The organism is Nonomuraea sp. NEAU-A123 (assembly GCF_018603905.1).
GTDB lineage: Bacteria > Actinomycetota > Actinomycetes > Streptosporangiales > Streptosporangiaceae > Nonomuraea.
In genome coordinates this window covers 337107-355293 of the sequence record NZ_JAHFZZ010000006.1, presented here as the reverse complement: position 1 = coordinate 355293, position 18187 = coordinate 337107, and the positions used below count along the sequence as shown (strand labels likewise).

The following is an 18187-nucleotide window of genomic DNA, read 5'->3' as shown; positions in this document are numbered from 1 at the left end:
TGGCTAGCCTTCACGGGTGCGAATAGGCGTGAATGTCCCGAACTTCGGACCAGGCACCAACCCCGACGTGCTGCGCGGCTGGGCACGGACGGTGGAGGGCCTCGGCTTCGACCTGCTGATGATCTCCGACCATGTGGTGGTGACACCCGACGTCGCCAAGCAGTATCCGGCTCCGTTCTACGAGCCCTTCACCACGCTGTCCTGGCTGGCGGGCATCACCGACCGGATCAGGCTCGGGACCACGGTGCTCATCATGCCGTACCGGCATCCGCAGCTCGTCGCCCGGATGGCCGCCAACCTCAACGACCTCAGCGGGGGGCGGCTGGTCCTCGGTGTGGGCGTGGGGTGGGCGCGGCAGGAGTTCGAGGCGCTCGGCGTGCCGTTCCACCGGCGCGGGGCGCTGACCGACGAGTACCTTCACGCGCTGCGCGCCGCCTGGGCGGACGGCGAGGACTACCGAGGCGGGCCGGTGCCGATCTGGATCGGCGGCAACAGCGACGCCGGCCTGCGCCGGGCGGTGCGCCTCGGCGAGCCGTGGCACCCGCTCCGGAACACCCTGCCCTGGCTGCGCGAAGCCGTCAGCCGCCTCGAAACCCTGGCCGGCGAGCAAGGACGCCCGGTGCCCGCGCTGATGCCGCGCATCGTCCTCCGGCTCACCACGAGCCCGATCACCGATCCCGACCGGCTCGCCGGCGCGGGCACGATCGAACAGATCATGGACGACCTCGAACAGCTACGCCTCCTCGGCGCGGACACCGTCGTACTCGACCCCTTCGGCGGCGACCCTCAGGAGACCTGTCACCCTGAGGCGGCCTGGCACGCTCTGGCGGCCGTGGCCGCCTCCTGGGATCTTCACGCGAACGACCTATGAACGGAGCCATCATGACGAACGACGACGAGCAGTTTCTGCGCAGGGCCATCGGGCTGGCCGCCAAGGCGCGGGCGGCGGGCAACCCGCCGTTCGGGTCGCTCCTGGTGGGGCCGGACGGCGAGGTGCTCGCGGAGGACATGAACACCTCCATCAGCGACTCCGACATCACCGCGCACCCCGAGCTGAAGCTGGCCCGCTGGGCGGCCCGCGAGCTCACCCCCGAGGCCGCGGCCACCACCATCATGTACACGAGCTGCCAGCCCTGCGGCATGTGCTCGGCCGCCATCGAGCGGTCGGGGCTCGGGCGGGTGGTGTTCGCGCTGTCCACCGAGCAGCTCAGCGGGCTCAAGCCGGTCGGCGAGAACGCGGGGGCGCGGCTCGACGGACCGGCGCTGTACGACGAGGCGCGGGTGCCGGTCGAGGGCTATTACGTCTAGTCCGACCATGGCTTTTTACCAACAAACTCAGTAAAGCCACGCAAACCGCACTGTCGGCCGCCAGGATGATCGATGGGAACCCATCGATACATCAGGGAGGACCGATAGTGAGGTTACGGTTGTTCACTGCGGCACTGGCCGGTGCCGCACTCGTGTCCCAACTCGCCGGGGTGGCATCCGCCCAGTCAGCCGCTTCAGGCGCTTCGGCCGAGCGGCTGGAGGCGGCGCCCACGGCGATCGGCTGGGCGGAATGCGGCACCACGTACAAGGGTGAGTGCGCGACCATCAAGGTGCCGTTGGACTACGCGAAGCCCGGCGGCCCGACGATCGACCTGGCCATCGGCCGGTTGACGGCGCTCGACCCGGCCAAGCGGCTGGGCGTGCTGTTCGTGCACCCGGGTGGTCCCGGTGGTTCCGGTCTCAACTCGTACATCATGGGCCGCGGCATCCCGGACGACAGCCCGCTGCGCCAGTATTTCGACATCGTCAGCGTGGACCCCCGCGGCGTCGGCCTCAGCACGCCCATCCTGTGCGGCGAGGACGTGGTCAACGAGACGCCGTTGACCTACCCGGCCAACGAGGCGGACTACCAGAACTTGCTGGCCTTCAACGCCAAGCTGTCGAAGGACTGCCGCGAGCGCACCGGCCCGCTGTTCGACCACGTCGACACCACCAGCGTGGCACGCGACGTGGACTCGATCCGGGCGGCGCTCGGCGAGCGCCAGATCAGCTTCTTCGCGATCTCGTACGGCACGCAGGTCGGCCAGCAGTACGCCGAGCTGTTCCCGAAGAACCTGCGCGCGATGGCCATCGACTCCAACATGGACCACAGCATCACCTCGGCCTACCAGTACATGAAGACCACCACCGACGACCTCGAGGGCTCGTTCCTGGCGTTCGCGAAGTGGTGCGGCGAGACCGCCGCCTGCGCGCTGCACGGCCAGAACGTCCCCGCGATCCTGGACGACCTGCTGGCCAAGGCCAGGGCGGGCACCCTGAAGGACCCGGAGACCGGCGCCGTGCTGTCGGACGAAGAGGTCCGGATCGAGGTGTTCGAGCCGATGTACAAGCCGTCGGCGGGCTTCTTCCCACTGGCTGAGCGGCTGAAGGCACTGGCGGCCGGCCAGGCGGCCGAGAAGGCCGCCGACAAGCCGTCGGCGTCCGCTTCGGCGGACGCGAAGACGACCGCCAGGGCCGCCGCCTCGGCTTCGACGTCGGCCGCCGAGGGCGTCAACTACGCCTACCCGGCCATCTGGTGCTCCGACTGGAAGTGGAACGTCAGGAGCTTCGCCGAGCTCGACCGCTACAAGCGTCGCCTCAAGGCCGTCGCCCCGCACACCGAGCTGTCCCCGTTCTGGAGCGACGTCACGACCTGCCTCAACTGGCAGGGCAAGACGTCCAACCCGCAGCACCGCCTCAAGATCAGCGGCACCCCGCCGACCCTGGTCATCAAGGCGCGTGACGACGTGGCCACCCCCGCGGCCTGGAACTACGCCGCCGCCCGGCAGATCCCGCGCTCGGTCGTCCTGGAGTACGACGGCGTCGGCCACGGTCAGTTCCGCAACAGCACCTGTGCGCGCGACTACATCGAGAAGTACCTGATCAACCGTACGATGCCCGCGGCGGGAACGCACTGCCCCACCCAGTTCCCGACGGAACCGCCCGCGACGACACTGTCCACGCAGGACTCCCCGCTGTCCATCACGGGCCGCCCGGTCCACTGACGTCGAACTGACCGGTTGTGCGTCCCCTGAGACATCGGGGACGCACAACCGGCGGTTCTAGCCCAATCCCCTGGCGTAGCCGGGCGAGAACTCGACCGGCAGAGCCGACAGGGCACGCAGCCGGAAGGACGGCCGCCAGACGAGGTCGTCGGCGGGCACCGACAGCCCCAGGTCCGGGAGCCGGTCCAGGAGCACCTCGACGGCCGTGTAGGCGATGACCTCGGCGAGTTCCGGCGCCGGGTGCGGGCAGCCGTGCTCGCCGTGGCCGAAGGACATGTGCGCGTGGTTGCCGGCGGAGCCGCCGTAGGAGTCCGGCCGTACCTGCGGATCGGCGTTCGCGGCGGCGAGACCGATGACGAGCGCGTCGCCGGCCCGGATGCGCTGCCCGCCGAGCTGGGTGTCATGAACCGCCCAGCGGCCCAGGCTGTTCTGGGCGGGCGACTCCTCCCACATGACCTCGTTCAGCGCCTGGCCGGCACTGCGGCGGCCGCCCGACAGGGTCACGGCGAACCGTTCGTCGGTCAGCATCAACCGCAGGGTGTTGGCGATCCAGTTGGCGGTCGGCTCCTGACCGCCGCTCATCAACACGACCAGGTCCTGGATGAGCTCTTCGTCGGTGAGTCCCGCGGGATGGGCCACCAGGCGTGAGGGCAGGTCCGGACCGGGGCGCTCGCGCTTGGTGTCGAGCAGCCGCTGCATCGTGGCCTGGACGCGCTGATGCGCCTCCACGACGCCGGGTCCGGTGTTCAGCAGTTCGGTCACGTCCGCCACCAGGCGTGGCGTCTCGGCGTCCGGCAGGCCGAACAGCGTGGAGATGGAGAGCAGCGGCATCGGCTGGGCGTACTGGGCTATCAGGTCGGCCCGGCCGTGGCCGATGAACGCGTCGATCAGGCCGTCGGCGGCCCTCTCGGTGCGGGATCTCAGCTCGAACTGGTCGACGGAGGCGAGGGCGTCGCTGATGGCTCCGGCCCGCCGCTGATGCTCGGCGCCTTCGGTGAACAGAATGGACGGCTGGTAGCCGACGAACGCCATCAGCGGCCAGTCCGGCGGGATGCGATCCCAGGCGTTCCACCGGCGGGAGTCGCGGCCGAAGAGCTGCGGATTGGTGAGGACGTAGCGGAGCTCGCGGTAGCCGATCACCAGCCAGGCGAAGACGTCGCCTTCGAGCAGGACCGGGACGACCGGCCCGTACTCCTTCCGCATGTCCCGGTACAGCTGATCCGGATCCTGCTGGAACCGGGGGCCGTAGAACGGCACAGGCTCGGGCGTGTAGTGGACGTCGGTCATCGGGTAACCCCTCGGGCGGAGGACAGCGCGTGGAGGTGGTTCACGAGGGCGATCAGCACGGCCTTGCTGGAGTCACGCTGGCGGGCGTCGCAGTCGATCAGCGGAACGTCGTCGGAGAGGTCCAGTGCCTCCCGGATCTTTTCCAGGGGATGCGCCGGCTCGTCGAAGTTGTTGCGCGCGACGATGAACGGCATTCCGTGGTGTTCGAGCCGGTCGATGGCGTACCACGAATCGGCCAGGCGGCGGACGTCCACCAGGACCACCGCCCCCAGCGTCCCCGAGAACAGCCGGTCCCACAGGAACCAGAACCGTTCCTGACCCGGGGCCCCGAACAGGTACAGCACCATCTGGTCGTTCAGGCTGATGCGGCCGAAGTCGAAGGCCACCGTGGTCGTGGACTTGGTCTGTACGCCGCTCGCGTCGTCGATCCCCAAGCCTGCCTGGGTCATCGTCTCTTCGGTGCTCAGCGGCCGGATCTCGCTGACCGAGCGGACCATGGTCGTCTTGCCCACGCCGAACCCGCCGACGACCACGATCTTGAGTCCGGTGGTCATCGTGTTCCGCAGCGGTGTGCGGACGGGTGGGTCAGAGGTTCTGAAGTCCAACTAGCACCTGCTCCAGGATTTCGGGATTGGGCAGTTGCGCCTTGGCGGGAGCCTTGGGCGGGTGGCGGGCGGTGATGCGTCCGGTGTCGAGCAGGTCGCACAGCAGGATCCGGACGACGCTGATCGGCAGTTTCAGCTCCGAGGAGACCTCGACGACCGCCATCGGCTGGCGGCACATCTGGAGGATCTTGACGTGCTCGGACTGCATGCCCGGGGTCGGATCGCATTCGCTCACGATCAGGGTGACCATGTCCATGGAGCTCTCGTCCGTGTGACTGCGTCCCCCGGTGACCGTGTACAGCCGGTCCGGGTTCTCGCTCGCCACTCGCCGCGAGATCATAGTGCCCGGCTGCTCTGCTGGGGTTCGCGCGGCGGGGCGGTCAGATATTCCCCGATCTGCTCGACCAGCTCGTTCATGTTGTGACCGATGATGCCGGGGTCGGCGTCATCGGTCGCCACGACGGCGAGATGGGCGCCCTCACCCGCCTCCACGATGAACAGCAGCCCGCCGTGGAACTCCGTCATGGACTGCCGCAGCCCGCCGGAACCGTCGCCGAACTCCATGGACGCGCCGTGGGCGAGGCTCTGGATACCCGAGGCGATGGCGGCCAGTTGATCGGCCCGGTCCACCGAAAGCGCGTGGGTGTGGGAGAGCTTGAGGCCGTCCTTCGACAGCACCAGGGCGTGCCGGGTCTGCGGCGTCCGCTCCAAGAGGTTCTCCAGCAGCCAGGCGAGGTCGCGATCTGAGGTTCTCATCGAGATTCTGGGACGGTCATCCGGCGTCGACACCGGACGGACAGCCCTCCCTCCAATCTGTTGGTCGGTCACAGGGTGTCGTCCTCTGCGCTGACATCAGGTGTGTCGGCAGGTGTTGCGCCGCCACCGGTTCCCCGGCTGGCCTGGCGGAAAGCGCTGAATCTCGCTCCGGCGTCGGATAGGGACGGCTTGGGCCTGTCCCTCGCCGGAGGCTTGGGCTCGGCCGCGGCCGTCGTGGACGTCGCCGCCGCGAGCGTCTGGCCGCGCCGGCGCCTGGGCAGATCGCCGTCCGCGACGCGCTCGGCGGGCGCCGGGGCGGCCACGGCCGTGGAGGGCGCCCGGCGGGCGGCCGGAACGCTCGGCGGACGCGGCGGGTCCGGCGCCGGGAGCGGCGGAGGCTGTGTGACCAGTTTCTGCGGGATCATGACCACCACTCCGGTGCCCCCGCGTGAGGACGGCCTGAAGGAGACGGTCAAGTCGTGCTTGCGGGCCAGGCAGCCCACCACGGCCAGGCCCAGGCGCGTACCGGACAGCGTCGTCAGGTCCAGCGGCTCGGACGAGACGGCCTGCCGGGCCCGGCTCAGCGCGACGGCGCTCATGACGAGACCGCAGTCCTCGATGGTGATCACGACGCCCGTGCTCACCTCTTCCACGTACACGTGCACCTCCTCGGAAGGAGGCGAGAAGCTGGTGGCGTTGTCCATCAGCTCCGCGAGGGCGTGCATGACGCCTTCGGCGGCGTGCCCGGCGATCGCGACGGTGCTGGCCGAGTGCACCCGGACCCGCTGGTAGGCGCTGATCCGGCCCACCGCGCCGCGCATGATGCTCTCCATCACGATCGGCTTGGTCCAGCGCCGGCCGGACCGCGCGCCGGTCAGCACGGCGATGCTGTCGGCCAGCCGGCCCGCCTGCGCGGTGCTGTGGTCCAGCCTCAGCAGGTCGCCGAGGACCTTCTCGTCATGCCGGTCCTCCATCTCCCGCAGATCGGCCAGCATGCTGGTCGCCAGTGCCTGGACCCGGCCCGCGGCGTTCGCACAGGCCGACATGGCGGCCGCGCGCATGCGGTCACCTCTGCCGACCTCCTGCGCCAGCGTCCACAGGATGCGCTGCTGGGCCAGGTCTGCGGGCCGGTGGACCTCGGCGAGCGCGGTGTCGACCGACGCCCCGTCGCGCAACCGCTTCACCAGCGCGGGCAGCGTCTGGTCGGCGAGCTGGGCGACGTCGGCGTCCATCGCCTGGAGACGGTCGCGGAGCTGCTGTGTCTGCTGGCGGCCGTACAAGCCGAACGTGATCGCGGCGCACAGCAGGACGGCGGCTGTCCCTAAGCTCCAGGCCATGAGGGTCCGCCCCTCGACCGGCGCCTCGGCCACCGCCCACACGCACGCGGTGCCGGCGACGATCGCGACGGCCAGCGGCACGAGCAAGGCCCGACGGTGAACAGGTATGTGAGCTGGCATCAAGCGGTTCCTCGTCGGAGGTCGGAAACGTAGAACCTGAAAGATCTTCGTCGGATTGTAGTGGAATCTTCGCTTTATGTGGGCGGTTGGTCACCAATTGCTGCTGTTCTTGCTGGTAGGTCGGCTAAGAAGCGCGTTCGCCGTGCACTTCGAGGAAAGGACGCCGGAGCCGGATTCGGTCCGAGCGTCGTACCGGTTCCAGGTCGATCCGGCGTACCCCCTCCGGCACGTGCCGCAGGTCGTGGGTGATGAGCAGCGTGGTCCGCCCCTCCATCAGGCGGCGCAGCGGCTCCATCACCCGCTCGGCGGTGGCCACGTCCAGGCCGGTCATCGGCTCGTCCAGCACCAGTACGGGCGCGTCGCGCAGGATCGCGCGGGCGATGGCGAGGCGCTGGCGTTGGCCGCCTGACATGAGGCGGCCTCGCTGGCCGATCGGTGTGTCGTAATTCTGAGGCAATGTCTGGATGAAGTCGTGCACGTCGGCCAGTTTGGCGGCCCGCACCACGGCGTCTTCGTCGGCGTCCGGGGAGCCGTAGGTGATGTTGTCGCGGACCGTGCCGGAGAACAGCAGGTTCTCCTGGTGCAGGAGGGTGATGCTGTCGCGCAACGACGATCGGGTCAGGTCGCGCAGGTCTTCGCCGTCCAGAAGGATGCGGCCGGTGTTCGGGTCGTAGAAGCGCAGGAGCAGCTTGGCCAGCGTGGACTTGCCGGCGCCGCTGGGTCCGGTGCAGACGACGAGCTCCCCCGGTTCGATCACGAACGACAGCTCACGCAGGGTCGCTCTGATCCGCTTGGGGTAGGTGAAGCCGACTCGCGAGAACTCGATCCGGCCCTTGCTGCGCCCCCGCACCGATACGGCGGTGGGGCGGTCGACGACAGATGGGCGTACGGACAGGACCTCCAGCACGCGGTCCGAACCGGCGGCGGCCTGCGAGACGGTGAGGGCGAGTTCGCCCAGGCTCTGGACGGCGGGGTACAGATACGCGAGGTAGGCGGCGAAGGCGAGCAGGCCACCCAGCGTGAGGCGGCCTTGGGCGATCTCCCAGGCGCCGAAGCCCAGGATGACGATCAGGCAGATGGTCTCGAGGACCTGTACGGACGGGCCGTAGAGGCCGGAGAGCCAGGCTTGGGACAGGTTCGCGCGGAGCCAGGTACGGCCTTCGCGGTGCAGATGCCTGGCCTCGGTCTGCTGCTGGTTGAAGGCCTGGACGAGTGATTGGTTGGACAGGCTCTCCTCGATGACGCTGTTCATGGTGCCGTTGCTGGTGCGCTCGCGGGCGGCGGCGTTCCTGAACCGGGACGCGAACAGCTTGGAGACCACCAGGAACGCGGGGATCAGCGCGAACGTGACCAGCGCCAGGTCCCATCTGATGACGAACGCCGCGCCGGCGAAGAAGATCACGCTCGCCACCGTGGTGAACACCTTGACCAGGCCCGAGCCGACCAGTTCCTCGATGGACTCGATGTCGTCGGTGAGTCTGGCCATCAGGTCGCCGAGGCGACGGTTCTCGAAGAAATCGGGTGTGAGGGTCTGAACGTGGCCGAAGACGCGGTCGCGGAGCTTGAGGAGAAAGCGTTCGGCGCCCGCGGCGGTGACGTACGCGCCGGCGAAGGAGACGAGACCGGCCAGAACGGCCAGGCCGAGCCAGGCAGCGGCGGGAGCCCAGAAGGCGCCCAGATCCCGTTCGCTGAGGACCTTGTCGGTGATGTAACCGAACAGGCCGATGGCGGCCACCTCACAAAGAGCGGCCAGGATCGAGAACACGATCCCGGCCGCGAACAGCCGCCTGACGCCGCGTGTGTCCGGCCAGAAGGCCCGGAAGGTGTTCCGGATGGACACCGTCGGCGCCAGGGGCTGAGCGGTGAGTGAGAGCCGTTGGGAGACCCGACGGCTCTCAGGTGGCACCTCTGCTACCACCACCACCGCCTGCGCCAGCCGCCGCCCCAGCCGCCGCCGCCGCATCCGCCGCCGCATCCACCCCAGCGACGACGACCGCAACCGCGCCTACGCCAGCCCCACCAGTCAGTGCGGTGAGCCGGGAAGAGCTTACCGAGAACCATGATTCCCCCCTGTGCACTAGCACCATTTCGGCTTTCAAAATAGGACGCTAGCACCCAAAAGGTGAGAAAACAGGGGTTGGAGGGATATTTGGGGGCAATTTGACGATCATCGCGGGAAAGGCATGGGGGCGGGCCAGATGTAAATTGGCGATAAAGCATCTACATGGAGCGCGATACCTGAGCCCCGCAGGGGCCTGGGCAAACCCAAGCGGACGCATCGATGATCACCGGAGTGGCAATTCACCTCGACGTCTTTCTGAACGGCGCAAGTCGCCTTAGGCAATGGAATTCCGGGCGATGGCAAATATTGGTTCGAAGAATGGCGAAGCGCGGCGCTCCGGCCAAGCATCCGGGCATGCGAACAGGCCCCCGACCGGTATCCGATCGAGGGCCTGCGACAGTCCTGGAGACGCGTCAGGTCCCGCGGCCCGCCCACTGGATCTCGTACGGCTTCAAGGTCACCCGCTTGCCGTCCACGGTGGCGGTGACGCTCGTGTTGGCCGTGTTCACCATGATGACCTGCCGTTCCTGCCCCAGCACCTTGATCCGCTGGTCGGAGGTGGTCACCGGCTCCAGTTGCACCCCGGCGGGGAACCACTTGGTGAACCCGCTCAGCAGCCCCGCCATAGGCATTTCCTGCCCCGTCTCGGACGACCAGAGGCAGCCGGGACACTGCGCCCCGCCCTTCTGCTCCGGGTTCCAGTAGAGCGCCGACGTCACGCCGCTCTTGGCGAACTCCATCAGCGTCGTGGCCTGGACGGCGGTGCGCTTGTCCTCGGTCCAGCCGGAGTTGGCAGGCTCGACGTACCACTCCGCCCACCACACCGGCATGTCGTTGCTCTTCTGCTTGAGCCAGGTGGTGACCGCGCCGAACTTGGCCTGGGCGGCGAAGTCGTCCGGGACGTTGGCCTTGTCGTTGGTCATCGAGGCCCCGTCGACGACGATGAAGTCGGCGCCCTTCTTGTGCTCGATCCAGTACTCGATCGCATCCAGCGCGCGCTGGTCGACCGTGCCCCACGGGCCGCTGAGCTCCGAGGGGGACTTGCCGGAGTTGGTCTCGACCGGGATGTACGGACCGCCGACCTGGATGTCGCCGTTCACCTTCTTCAGCGCCGTGTAGACCTTGTTGTACAGCTCCGTGTAGCCCTCGGCGTCCCAGCGGTTCGTGGCCGGGTTCCAGAAGCCCTTGAACTCGTTCCACACCATGAAGTACTTGACCGTCGGATACTGCTTGGCGATCTTCACGGCGAGCTTGGCGTAGTCGTCGAAGTGCTCGGGCTTGGGGGCGACCGTGTGGTTCTTGGACCAGTCCGTACGGCCGGCCTGCCCGCCCTTCATCCAGTCAGGCGCGCAGCACAGCGTGATGATCGGGACGGCCCGCGATGAGGCCATGAGCTTCAGCCGCCGGTCGAGATCTCGCAAGTTGAACTGTCCGGGGCTCGGCTCCGGATTGCCCACACCCCAGCCCATGATGTGCTGGTTCTGCAGCATGGGGACCCGGCCGAGAATGCCCTTGGCCTGCTCGGTGATCTCGCGAGGCGTGTTGTCGGCGCTGTACTGGGTGTGGGTGACGCCCCAGCGCGGCCAGTCGTCCAAGGTGGGCGGCTGCTGCAGCGTCGGCGGCGGCTCGCTCGGCTGGACCTGGGCGACCTCGCCGCCCTTGTACCCGTCGCGAGGGCCGCTCCGCGTGCCCGCGTACACCATGATCCCCGCGACGAGCGCTATCGCGAGGATTCCTACGCCTAACGCGATCGGCCATGGCGGCCGTCGACGTGCGTGTTTGCCATCGGTGGGTATCACGGAGCCTCCACCCTCGCGCGTGGACAAGGGCCGGGACACCTCTCCCAGCCCTTCTCACGGTATATATCAGTACTTGCAAGGGACTTGCGGTCGATCAAGGCGCTGGTGGGAGCTGACCTCCAGCCGGGCCGGGAACGCCCGCATAACGGTACGCTACCGGCTGCCTTCCTGGTTGCACGATGAGCAGCGTGCCTGGCTCGTCGGCGTAGAAGGCGCTTTCCACGGCCGCGGCGACGTCGGCGGCACTCAGCAACGGGAACCCGGCGTTGACGAACATCTCCCGCGCCCCCGCCACCAGCGGCGTGTCCGTGAACCCCGGGCAGACGGCGCCGATCCTGATCCCCTCCTTGGCCAGCGGACCGGCCAGCGCCCTGACGAGCCCGACCACGGCGTGCTTGGTCATCGTGTAGATCGGGTCGCCGCCGAAGCCGACGAGGCCGGCCAGCGACGAGGTGACCACGATCGCGCCGCCACCCGAGCGCCGGAGCAGCGGCAGGCAGGCGGCGACGCCGAAGACCACGCCGTCCACGTTCACCCCGACGACCCTGCGGTATCGCTCGACGTCGAACGCCGCCAGGTCCACCCCGCCCGAGATCCCCGCGTTGAGGTGCACCAGGTCGAGCCGGCCGTAGGTGTCCTCGGCGAGCGCGACGGCCGCCCGCGAGGCCTCCTCGGTGCTGACGTCACCGGCCAGCCACACGCCGCCGACCTCCTTGGCGATGCGCTCGGCGCCTTCGCCGTCGAGGTCGAGGATGACGCACTTGGCCCCGCCCGCCGACAGCCGCCGTGCCACCGCGGCCCCGATGCCGCTCGCCGCTCCGGTGATCAGTGCCACAGTGCTCATATGCGCTCCCCAAGGGCTCTTACAACGGCTGGTCCAGAATGCGGTGCGCGCGGGCGATGAGGGTGGGTACGGCGGAGCCGATGTTCTCGAAGCCGTCACCCACGGTCTTACCCTGCCGGAAACGGGCGTGGATACCTTCCACTATGACCGCGAGCTTGAAGTTCCCGAACGCCACGTAGAACGGAAGGTCGGAGATGTCGCGGCCGGAGACCTTCGTGTAGTGAGTGGCGAACTCGGCGGCGTTCAGGAACCCGGGGGCGATCGTCACGTCGCCGGCCACCGGGATCCCGGCCCGCTCCTCGTCGCCGGAGTCCTGCCAGTAGGTGAGCGTGAGCCCCAGGTCGGCCAGCGGGTCGCCGAGGGTGGACATCTCCCAGTCGACCACGGCCAGGATTTCGGGCGGGCCGGGCGCCAGCCGTACGAGCGTGTTGTCGAGCCGGTAGTCACCGTGCACGAGCGTGCTGGCGGAGTGGGCCGGCATGCGCTCGCCCAGCCGCGCGACCAGGCGGTCGTACTCAAGCAGGTCGGCGGTCTTCGAGCGCTCCCACTGCTGGCACCACCGGGCGAGCTGCCTGGCCAGGTAGCCGTCCGGGCGGCCGAAGTCGCCGAGCCCGACCTCCCGGTAGTCGACGGCGTGGATGGCGGCCAGCACCTCGGCGAGCCGTTCGGCCAGCCGGCGCGTCTCGGCCGGCGGGGGGTCGCCGAGCTGATCGCGAGTCCTGACGGCCAGGCCCTCCACATAGCCCATCAGGTAGAACGGCGCTCCGATGACCTCCTCGTCGGCGCAGAACGCGACCGGCTCCGGCACCGGAACCGGCGTCGGGGCGAGCGCGGAGATGACCCGCCACTCGCGCCGCATGTCGTGCGCGGTGGGCAGCACGTGGCCGAGCGGCGGACGGCGCAGCACCACGCGGCGCTCACGGGCCTCGATGAGGTACGTCAGGTTAGACTTGCCGCCGGATATCAGCGAGACAGACAGGGGCTCGCCCGCGTCGGGCACGTTGTCGCCCATCCAGCCGGTCAGCCGGGGCCAGTCAATCCCAGGTACGGTCATGGACACACATTAGAACGTCACTCGGTCCTGAAGGCTAGCTGAGAGTTATGTAACGTTCCGGACCTGCGCAGACGACCATCATGTAAGACCGCTTACCCTGGCTGTACAACAGCTACCTCCAAGCTAACTGAAGGTATGCCGACAGTAGGAGCCCATGCGCGTCACACTTGCTCACCCTCGCGAGCTGGGAGCACCTGAGCTGAGTCGATGGCGGGCTCTCCAGGAGGGACACGCGGCCTTCGACAACCCGTTCCTGTCTCCAGAGTTCACGATCACGGTCGGTGAGCTACGAGACATGGTCCGCGTCGCTGTGCTCTACGACGGGCCCGACATCGTGGGCTTCTTCCCGTTCGAACGCCACCCCATGGGCATCGGCAAGCCGGTGGCCGCCGGGCTCACCGACGCGCAGGGGTTAGTCCACGCCAAGGACCTCGAGATCGACCCGCGCCGGTTGATCAAGCAGTGCGGGCTGTCGGTCTTCGAGTTCGACCACCTGGTCGCCGGCCAGCCACTGATCGCCCAGCGGCATGAGCGCCACCCGTCGCCGATCATCGACCTGCGTGAGGGGCACGACCGCTACACCGAGTATCTACGTCTGCACTCCAGCAAGACGTACAAGACGACTCTGGCCAAGTCGCGCAAGCTCCAGCGTGACATCGGGCCGATCCGGCACGAGTACGCGACCACCGACCCGGCGCCGCTGCACACGCTGCTCGGCTGGAAGACCGACCAATACCGGCGTACGGGGCGCACCGACCGGTTCGCGCACCAGTGGATCGTCGAGCTGGTCGAGCGGCTGCTGGCCACGCAGACCGAGGGCTTCGCCGGGGTGCTCGACATGATCTACGTGAACGACCTGCCGATGGCCGGCCACTTCGGTCTCCGCACGCGCACCACGCTCGCCGGTTGGTTCCCGGCGTACGACACGCAATATGCCAAATACTCCCCCGGCCTCATCCACCATCTCGCGATGGCCGAGCAGGCCGCCGGGTCCGGCATCCAGGTGATCGACATGGGCCGGGGCGAGAAGGAGTACAAAGAGAAGTTGAAGAACGGCGAGTTCCAGGTGGCCGAGGGCCGGGTCGCCACGATCGGCGCCGCTTCGGCCGTCCACTGGCTGGTGCGGGTGCCCGTGCGCAAGACCCGGGCCACCGTGCTGGCCAACCCGCTGCTGCACAAGACGGCCGACCGGGCGCTGAAGACGTTCGGACGACTCCGCACGGCCCTCCAGTCGTGACGGAGCCGGCCACGACCGAGCCGGTCGTGAAGAGGATCGCCGAGCGCACCGGCCGCCACTGCCTGCTGCTCCCGTCCAACCGCCTCGGCCTCTACCTCGCGCTGCGTCACTGGTGCACGCCGGGTCAGCGGCTGCTCATGTCACCGATCTCCGCCGACGAGATCCTCTTCCTGGTGCTGGCGGCGGGCCTGCGCCCGGTGATCGCGCCGCTGTCGCGCCGCGACGGCAACATCGACGCCTCCCGCGTGAACCTCGGCCAGGTGGACGCCGTCCTGACCACCAACCTGTACGGCCTGCCGGACGCCGTATCCGCCTTCACCGGAAAAATCCTGATCGAAGATGTCGCCCACGCGATGGAGACCACCGTCGACGGCCGGCCGTTGGGCACGTTCGGCCAGGCCGGGGTGTTCAGCCTCTCCAAGCATCCCGGTGCCGGGTCGGGCGGCGTCCTCGCGGTGGAGCGTGTGGAAGACCTGCGTGCCCTCGCGCAGGCCCGCGACGCGCTGCTGGAGCCGGGCGCCTTCCGCGCCGAGCTGCTGGCCGTGGCCAGCTCGATGGCCCGCCAGGTCGCGCTCCGGCTCGACCTGGTCCGGCCCGCGCTCCGGCTCTCGCGCCTGCTGGGCATGGAGGAGTCGCGCGAGGGCTACCGGATCCCGCTGCGGGCCGACGAGCTCGAAGCGGCCATGAAGCAGGTGCCGTCGCTGCCGCCGTTCGATCCGTGGGTCCGTGCCGACCTGCACGACTACCGCGCCCGGCGAGGGGCGCCGGCCCGCTGGTACCAGTCGAGGCGGCTGGCCAAGGTGCCCGGGGAGCGGGCGCGCCGGCTGGCGGGCGTGCGCCGGCTGGCGGAGCTGCCTTCGGTGGCGCAGGGCGTACGGGATCATGTCGACCAGCCGCTGTTCCGGGTGCCGCTGCTGGTGCGCGACCGTGACGCGGCGATCGCCGCGCTGGAGCGGCGCGGAGTGGTGACGGGCTACCTCTATGACCCGCCGTACGACGACTACGCGGCCGCCTTCACCGACCCCTCCCCCGATCCGGCCCCGGCCCGCTGGTGGGCCCGCCACGCCCTGCCCGTCGACCCGGTGTACGCCGACCGCTCCCTGCCGATCCTGCGCGAGCTCCAGCCCGCCTGAGACGGCTACGCCTCGGCGCGGATCAGGCGGAGGAAGGCCTTGAGGCCGGAGATCACCTCTTGGTTGTCGCCGAGCCCGTCCACCGTCTCGTCGAAGCGGCGGGTCATGCCGGTCATGCGCCGGTTGAGGTCGTGGTCGGCCGTCTCCAGGGCGTACCGCGTGGCGGCCATCTCCTCGCGCAGGCGTTCGAGGTCTTTGCCCAGCTCGTCGGTCCTGATGTGGAGCGCGTCGGCCAGGTCGGCCAGCGAGACGACGTCCCTGCGCGGGTAGCGGACCTCCTCGGCCAGCGTCGTGACCCGCCGGCGAAGGTGCGACAGGTACGCGCCCACCGGGCGGAAACAGGTGGCGAGCAGGTAGAAGGCCGCGAAGTAGTAACCCACCTGCGCGCCGGAGAAGAACGTGATGCCCACCAGCACGGCCGCCGACACGATGTGCCCGGCGATCGCGAGCCTGAGCATCCGCCGAGCGATGTCGCGCGCCTCGTCCTCGCGGCCCTGCGGCACCTCGATGCCGCGCTCGCGCGACTCGGGGATGTCCTGCGCGACCCGGCGGGCGGCGAAGTACAGGTTCCACGGGACGGTGAGGAGGACGACCAGCCAGATGAGGCTGATGGCGCCCAGGCCGAGGGAGAGCAGCGTGGACAGGTGCACCCCCGCGTAGAGGATCAGCCAGGCGGTGATCAGGATGCCGATGACCGAGGCCAGAAGTAACCACCATTTCATGCCTTCCACCCTGGTTCAGGAGGGAGGCTCAGCACCACCGCTTACATACTCATTCAGGGCTGAGCACATCAGATCTGCCACTATCCGGCAGCCGCGCCTGACGTCGGCCAGCGTGGCCGAGCCGTACCCGATCACCAGGCCGTGGAGGCGTTCGGAACCGTAGTGGTGGCGGACGGTGGAGTCGAGCAGCACGCCCTTCTCCCGCGCGGCGGCGACCAGCCCGGGGACGGTGTCGCGGGGCAGCTCCGCCAGCACGTGCAGGCCGGCCGTGTCGCCGCGCAGGCGGCACAGCGGGCCGAGGATCTCGACGATCGCGCCGCGCCTGCGGGCGTACTCCAGGCGCATCCTGCGCAGGTGGCGGTCCAGGTCACCGTGTTCCAGGAGGGTCGCGACAGCCTGCTGGACCGGCCCGCTGGTGCGGTCCGACAGCGTTACGCGGAGGGCGGCGATCCGGTCGAGCAGTTCGGGTGAGCCGACCAGCCAGCCGACGCCGATGTCGGGGGCGAGGGTCTTCGAGAGCGTGCCGAGCAGGACGACGCGCGACGGGTCGAGGCCGTAGAGGGCGGGCAGGGGCGCGACGTCGTAGCGGAACTCGGCGTCGTAGTCGTCCTCCACGATGATCGCGCCGGTGCTCCTGGCCCAGGCGAGCAGCCGTTCCCTGCGCGGGATCGGCAGGCGGCCGCCGAGCGGGTACTGGTGGGCGGGCGTGGTGTAGAGGACGCGGAGGTCGTCGGGGAGCCCCTCGACGATCACGCCGTCCTCGTCCACCGGGCAGGGCACGACCTTCGCGCCCCTGGCCGCGAACACCGTGCGCGCCACGTGATACCCGGGATCCTCGACGCCCGCCCGGCCGCCCTCACCGAGCAGGGCGAGCGCGCACAGGTCGAGGCCGTTGCCGGTGCCCCTGGTGACCAGGACGTTCTCGGGGCCGATGGTCACGGCCCTGGCTCGCCGCAGGTGGTCGGCGAGCAGTTCGCGCAGGTACGGCAGGCCGTACGGGTCCGGGGAGTCACCCGGAGGCAGGTCGGCGGCCTTGCGCCAGGCCCGCTTCCAGGCCGCGCGGTCGTAGTCGCGCACCCAGGGAGTGCCGGGGGTCAGGTCGATCGTCCGCTCGGCCGGTGGGCGAGGCGGCGGCTGGGGGGCGGGCGGCGCCTCGAAGGCGAGGTGCGACGCCTCCAGCGAGGCCACGAACGTGCCGGAGCCGTGCCGCCCCTCCAGCCACCCTTCGGCGTACAACTGCTGGTACGCCTCCGTGACCACGGTCCTGCTCACCTGTAGCTGGCCGGCGAGCCCGCGCGAGGACGGCAGCCGCTCCCCCGGCGCGAGCGTGCCCGCAAGCATGGCCCGGCGCAGCCAGCCGGTGAGCTGTGCCGAGAGCGGGACGGCCGACTCCCTGGACAGGGATATGGGCAGGTCGACGAGGGTACGCACGAAAGTGGTCTCCGGGAAGCGGGCATTAGTGGCCATACAGGCTATGTCCACTTTCTCATTACCGTGGCCACATGCTCTCCACCACACCCCGCACGACGCTCGGCCGCGAGAAGAACCGTGGCAGCAGCGACCGGAACGACCTGTACGAGGTGCTCGACACCGGCCTGTTCTGCCATCTGGGTGTGGTGGTCGACGGCCACCCCATGGTGGTGCCCACCGGATACGGACGCCTGGGCGAGACCCTCTACCTGCACGGCTCCACCGGTGCGCGGTCGCTGCGCGCGGGCAGCGGCGCGGAGGTGTGCGTCACCGTCACCCACGTCGACGGCATCGTGCTGGCCCGGTCGATCTTCCACCACTCCGTCAACTACCGCTCCGCGATCATCTACGGCCACGCCCGGCTGCTGACGGACCCGGAGGAGCGGCTGACCGGGCTCCGCGTCCTGTCCGAGCAGCTCGCGCCCGGCCAGTGGGACTACGTCAGGAAGCCGTCGCCCAAGGAGCTGGCCGCGACCGCCGTGCTGGCCCTGTCGCTCGAAGAGGCGTCGGTGAAGATGCGGCGCGGCGGGCCCATGGACGAGGAGGACGACTACGCGCTGCCCGTCTGGGCGGGGGTGTTGCCGCTGGTGACGTCCTGGGGCGAGCCCGTGCCGGATCCGGCACTCCCAGAAGGTATGGACGTACCTGTTCACATCAGCGGCCGGGAGTAGTTCCATAAATCAGGAACCACCTGGCAAACTTCTCTCCTTGATCACGCGTCTCATCAGG

General features: G+C 69.2%; 17 protein-coding genes. 6 read left to right on the top strand and 11 right to left on the bottom strand.

Features of this window, described 5'->3' with window-relative positions:
- Positions 1-16: 16 nt before the first annotated feature.
- The 3 genes from KLK06_RS20800 to KLK06_RS20790 all read left to right on the top strand — a co-directional run bounded on the left by KLK06_RS20800 (position 17) and on the right by KLK06_RS20790 (position 3032).
- Positions 17-871: an LLM class flavin-dependent oxidoreductase gene (locus tag KLK06_RS20800; protein WP_214637192.1), complete on the top strand. Its 855-nt coding sequence runs from the start codon at positions 17-19 to the stop codon at positions 869-871.
- A gap of 11 nt (positions 872-882) precedes the next feature.
- Positions 883-1308 carry a nucleoside deaminase gene (locus tag KLK06_RS20795; RefSeq protein ID WP_214637191.1) on the top strand — a complete coding sequence of 142 codons (426 nt, stop codon included), beginning with the start codon at positions 883-885 and terminating at the stop codon, positions 1306-1308.
- Between the two features lie 107 nt (positions 1309-1415).
- Positions 1416-3032 (top strand): alpha/beta hydrolase, encoded by a 1617-nt coding sequence (locus tag KLK06_RS20790; protein WP_214637190.1) that lies wholly within the window; start codon positions 1416-1418, stop codon positions 3030-3032.
- A gap of 57 nt (positions 3033-3089) precedes the next feature.
- Here KLK06_RS20790 and KLK06_RS20785 read toward each other — a convergent pair whose 3' ends face one another.
- The 9 genes from KLK06_RS20785 to KLK06_RS20745 all read right to left on the bottom strand — a co-directional run bounded on the left by KLK06_RS20785 (position 3090) and on the right by KLK06_RS20745 (position 12896).
- Complete coding sequence (locus KLK06_RS20785; RefSeq protein ID WP_214637189.1) at positions 3090-4319, bottom strand: cytochrome P450; 1230 nt, start codon at positions 4317-4319, stop codon at positions 3090-3092.
- Positions 4316-4873 carry an ATP/GTP-binding protein gene (locus KLK06_RS20780; RefSeq protein ID WP_214637188.1) on the bottom strand — a complete coding sequence of 186 codons (558 nt, stop codon included), beginning with the start codon at positions 4871-4873 and terminating at the stop codon, positions 4316-4318. The genes KLK06_RS20785 and KLK06_RS20780 overlap by 4 nt, the downstream gene beginning before the upstream one ends.
- Before the next feature lie 31 nt (positions 4874-4904).
- The gene (locus tag KLK06_RS20775) at positions 4905-5264 is read right to left on the bottom strand and encodes a DUF742 domain-containing protein (RefSeq protein WP_214637187.1); all 360 of its coding nucleotides are present in this window, start codon (positions 5262-5264) and stop codon (positions 4905-4907) included.
- Positions 5261-5680 (bottom strand): roadblock/LC7 domain-containing protein, encoded by a 420-nt coding sequence (locus tag KLK06_RS20770; RefSeq protein WP_214637186.1) that lies wholly within the window; start codon positions 5678-5680, stop codon positions 5261-5263. Before KLK06_RS20770 ends, KLK06_RS20775 begins: the two co-directional genes overlap by 4 nt.
- A 68-nt stretch (positions 5681-5748) precedes the next feature.
- Entirely contained in the window at positions 5749-7098 is a 1350-nt protein-coding gene (locus KLK06_RS20765; protein WP_308168390.1) for an ATP-binding protein, read from the bottom strand.
- A 163-nt stretch (positions 7099-7261) separates the two neighbouring features.
- On the bottom strand, positions 7262-9112 hold the full coding sequence (locus KLK06_RS20760; RefSeq protein WP_250905735.1) for an ABC transporter ATP-binding protein: 1851 nt from the start codon (positions 9110-9112) through the stop codon (positions 7262-7264).
- Positions 9113-9612: 500 nt separating this feature from the next.
- Entirely contained in the window at positions 9613-10998 is a 1386-nt protein-coding gene (locus tag KLK06_RS20755) for a xylan 1,4-beta-xylosidase (RefSeq protein WP_250905734.1), read from the bottom strand.
- Positions 10999-11092: 94 nt separating this feature from the next.
- Positions 11093-11842, bottom strand: coding sequence for an SDR family oxidoreductase (locus tag KLK06_RS20750; protein WP_214637184.1), 750 nt, complete (start codon positions 11840-11842; stop codon positions 11093-11095).
- A gap of 19 nt (positions 11843-11861) precedes the next feature.
- On the bottom strand, positions 11862-12896 hold the full coding sequence (locus KLK06_RS20745) for a phosphotransferase family protein (protein ID WP_214637183.1): 1035 nt from the start codon (positions 12894-12896) through the stop codon (positions 11862-11864).
- Between the two features lie 154 nt (positions 12897-13050).
- Here KLK06_RS20745 and KLK06_RS20740 point away from each other — a divergent pair, with 154 nt between their 5' ends.
- Both KLK06_RS20740 and KLK06_RS20735 read left to right on the top strand, forming a co-directional pair.
- Positions 13051-14133: a GNAT family N-acetyltransferase gene (locus tag KLK06_RS20740; RefSeq protein ID WP_214637182.1), complete on the top strand. Its 1083-nt coding sequence runs from the start codon at positions 13051-13053 to the stop codon at positions 14131-14133.
- Positions 14130-15266 carry a DegT/DnrJ/EryC1/StrS family aminotransferase gene (locus tag KLK06_RS20735; RefSeq protein ID WP_214637181.1) on the top strand — a complete coding sequence of 379 codons (1137 nt, stop codon included), beginning with the start codon at positions 14130-14132 and terminating at the stop codon, positions 15264-15266. The genes KLK06_RS20740 and KLK06_RS20735 overlap by 4 nt, the downstream gene beginning before the upstream one ends.
- 5 nt (positions 15267-15271) lie before the next feature.
- Here KLK06_RS20735 and KLK06_RS20730 read toward each other — a convergent pair whose 3' ends face one another.
- Together KLK06_RS20730 and KLK06_RS20725 are read right to left on the bottom strand one after the other, a co-directional pair.
- On the bottom strand, positions 15272-15988 hold the full coding sequence (locus KLK06_RS20730) for a hypothetical protein (protein ID WP_214637180.1): 717 nt from the start codon (positions 15986-15988) through the stop codon (positions 15272-15274).
- Positions 15989-16003: 15 nt separating this feature from the next.
- On the bottom strand, positions 16004-17455 hold the full coding sequence (locus KLK06_RS20725) for a PLP-dependent aminotransferase family protein (RefSeq protein ID WP_214637179.1): 1452 nt from the start codon (positions 17453-17455) through the stop codon (positions 16004-16006).
- Positions 17456-17490: 35 nt separating this feature from the next.
- Here KLK06_RS20725 and KLK06_RS20720 point away from each other — a divergent pair, with 35 nt between their 5' ends.
- Complete coding sequence (locus KLK06_RS20720) at positions 17491-18129, top strand: pyridoxamine 5'-phosphate oxidase family protein (RefSeq protein ID WP_214637178.1); 639 nt, start codon at positions 17491-17493, stop codon at positions 18127-18129.
- The last annotated feature ends 58 nt before the right edge of the window (positions 18130-18187 follow it).